General features: G+C 61.3%; 3 protein-coding genes. 1 reads left to right on the top strand and 2 read right to left on the bottom strand.

Annotation, left to right across the window (positions count from 1 at the left end; all coding sequences use genetic code 11):
• A partial coding sequence (locus tag DBR24_RS14405) for a transcriptional regulator (protein WP_177490557.1) occupies window positions 1-614 on the bottom strand: 614 nt, incomplete at its 3' end.
• A 121-nt stretch (window positions 615-735) separates the two neighbouring features.
• Window positions 736-1,167, bottom strand: a complete 432-nt coding sequence (locus DBR24_RS14400) for a helix-turn-helix domain-containing protein (RefSeq protein WP_123463286.1) — start codon at window positions 1,165-1,167, stop codon at window positions 736-738.
• A 208-nt stretch (window positions 1,168-1,375) separates the two neighbouring features.
• On the opposite strand from DBR24_RS14400, the gene DBR24_RS14395 reads away from it, so the two are divergent.
• The gene (locus DBR24_RS14395; RefSeq protein WP_123463284.1) at window positions 1,376-2,299 is read left to right on the top strand and encodes a LysR family transcriptional regulator; all 924 of its coding nucleotides are present in this window, start codon (window positions 1,376-1,378) and stop codon (window positions 2,297-2,299) included.
• The last annotated feature ends 267 nt before the right edge of the window (window positions 2,300-2,566 follow it).

Raw genomic sequence — 2,566 nt, 5'->3', positions numbered from 1 at the left:
ATGTCGAGCAGGGCGGCGAGGTGCGAGTAGATCATGCGCGGGTAGAAGAACGGCGCCAGAGAGAGAAAGAGGAAAGAGAAGCGATAGCGCCCGATCAATTGCTCGGCCAAAAGCAGGGCCACAGTGGTCTTGCCGATCCCGCCGGGGCCGACGAGGGTGATGCAACGCTGGCGCGGCAACTGCTTCATCAGGCTGTCGACCAGCGGCTGGCGGCCGATCATGCGTGTGCGCCGTAGCGGCAAATTGTGGCGGCCGACGGCGTCGCCGGCAGGGCGTTGCCGAATGGGTTCGAGCAGGATCGGCGCGACAAAACTGTAGCCGCGGTGCGCCACGGTGACGATATAGCGCTGCCCGTTCTGGCCGTCACCGAGTGCCTTGCGCAAGGCCGCCATGTGCACGCGCAGATTGATCTCTTCGACGACGTTGTCCGGCCAGACACCGGCCATCAATTGTTGCTTGCTGACCACCTCGCCGGCCTGGGCCAGCAGGATCAGCAGAATATCCATCGCCCGCCGCCCCAGCCGCAATGGCTGGTCGCCCTCGAGCACCAGCCGTTGTTCTGGATAAATCCGATAGGGGCCGAAACCGAAGGCCTGATTCGGGGAACGATTCAACAGCTGACTCCTGCGGGGTTGCGGCGGACGGTCGGGACAGCAGCGCACAGGCTTCTATTCCGGGGTGTCCGGGCATAATCCTCAGGTTTGAGCGATCGCGCAACGGTGGGTGTTGCAACGCTCAAAATCGACCGGGTTTTGTTCGGCTGTTTTGCACGTCCCGCATCACCTGACAGCGCCAGGCAAACGGATTGATCCCTTCGCTGCGGGTGAACATGTGACAGAAGTGTGCCTGGTCACAGAAGCCGCATTCCAGGCTGATTTGCGTCAGGCTCAGGTCGGTGTGCTGGATCAGCAACTTGGCCCGGGCCAGGCGCTGGCTACGGATCCAGTCTTGTGGCGAAAACCCCGTGCTGCATTTGAAGGCGCGGGAGAAGTGGCTGCGCGACAGCGCACAGGCACGGGCCAGTTCGGCGACTTCCAGGCTTTCGCCCAGACGTTCGAGAATCAGTTGTTTGACGTGTCGTTCACGTTGCGGGCTGAGTCCGCCAATCCCGCTTTTGCGCGATTGACTGGCAGGGGCGAGGGCGACGGTAGGTTGCGAGTGAGCCATGGCCAATGTCCGTGTCGGTGGGGAAGGCACGACGGCGTTCCCTCAAGTCAAAAAACAACGCTGCGCAGAGGCATTCATTGTTGGGCCGAGCCTTGGGACTGACGAGTTAATCGTTGTTAATTTGCTGAACAACTTCGGGCTCAAACCACCATTGATCGCGTAAAGTGCGCTGCACTTGCGTCTGATTGGCCATAGAAGGAAAGCGCCCATGAACCGTAATGATCTGCGCCGCGTCGACATGAACCTGTTGGTGATTTTCGAAGCGTTGATGTTCGAAAAGAACCTGACCCGCGTCGCCGAAAAACTGTTCATGGGCCAGCCCGCCGTGAGCGCGGCGCTGGGCCGCTTGCGCGATCTGTTCGATGATCCGTTGCTGTTGCGCAACGGCCGCGCGATGGAGCCGACCGCCCGCGCACTGGCGATTCTCAAGGAGTTGCAACCGGCGATGGACGTGATCTCCGGCGCGGTCAGCCGGGCCAAGGAGTTCGACCCGGCGAGCAGTTGCGAGGTGTTTCGCATCGGCCTGTCGGACGACGCCGAGTTCGGTCTGTTTCCGCCCTTGCTGCGCCAGTTGCAGGAAGAGGCACCGGGCATCGTCGTGGTGGTGCGCCGTGCCAATTACCTGTTGATGCCGGCGTTACTGGCCTCCGGGGAAATTTCCGTTGGCGTCAGTTACACCACCGATCTGCCGGCCAACGCCAAACGCAAAAAGCTGCGCGACATTCCCTGCAAGGTGCTGCGTGGCGATAACCGGCCCGGGCCACTGACGCTGGACGAATACTGCGAGCGGCCGCATGCGATGGTGTCGTTTTCCGGCGACCTGAGCGGCAATATCGATCTGGATCTGGCCAAGCTCGGCCGCACCCGCCGGGTGGTCCTTGGCGTGCCGCAATTCAGCGGCTTGCGGGCGTTGCTCGCCGGCACCGAAATGATCGCCACCGTGCCGGATTACGCGGCGTGCGCGTTGGTTGAGGGCTGTGCCTTGCGCGCTGAAGACCCACCGTTCCCGATTGATGCCGCGCAATTGTCGATGGCCTGGAGCGGGGTGCATGACAACGATCCGGCAGAGCGTTGGTTGCGCTCGCGGATCAGCCAGTTCATGGCCGCGCCGTTGAATATTCCAGCGATTTAAATCCCCGCGCAGATCTCACTGCCACACAGCCCCTGTGGGAGTGAGCCTGCCCGCGAAGGCGTCAGGTCAGTCGATATTTCTGTTGAATGACACTCCGCTATCGCTGGCAAGCCAGCGCCCACAGAGTTCTTCGGCGTTCTCGGCAACCAGGTTGATCGCAGAAGAGAGCACACCTATCCAATTTCCCCCCGACCATCATTGGCATGATTCCAGCCAATGACATTTCAAGGGTCGGGTCATGAACGTTTCACAACGCGATGAACGAGC

Source organism: Pseudomonas sp. HMWF006, assembly GCF_003061205.1.
Taxonomy (GTDB): domain Bacteria; phylum Pseudomonadota; class Gammaproteobacteria; order Pseudomonadales; family Pseudomonadaceae; genus Aquipseudomonas; species Aquipseudomonas monsensis.
Note: the sequence above shows the minus strand (reverse complement) of the source record. Positions and strands in the feature narration are given on the sequence as shown.

Bases quoted from the DNA above. Each gene is read 5' to 3' on its own strand.
- DBR24_RS14400 (WP_123463286.1), bottom strand. From the start codon at position 1,167: ATGGCTCACTCGCAACCTACCGTCGCCCTCGCCCCTGCCAGTCAATCG.
- DBR24_RS14395 (WP_123463284.1), top strand. From the start codon at position 1,376: ATGAACCGTAATGATCTGCGCCGCGTCGACATGAACCTGTTGGTGATT.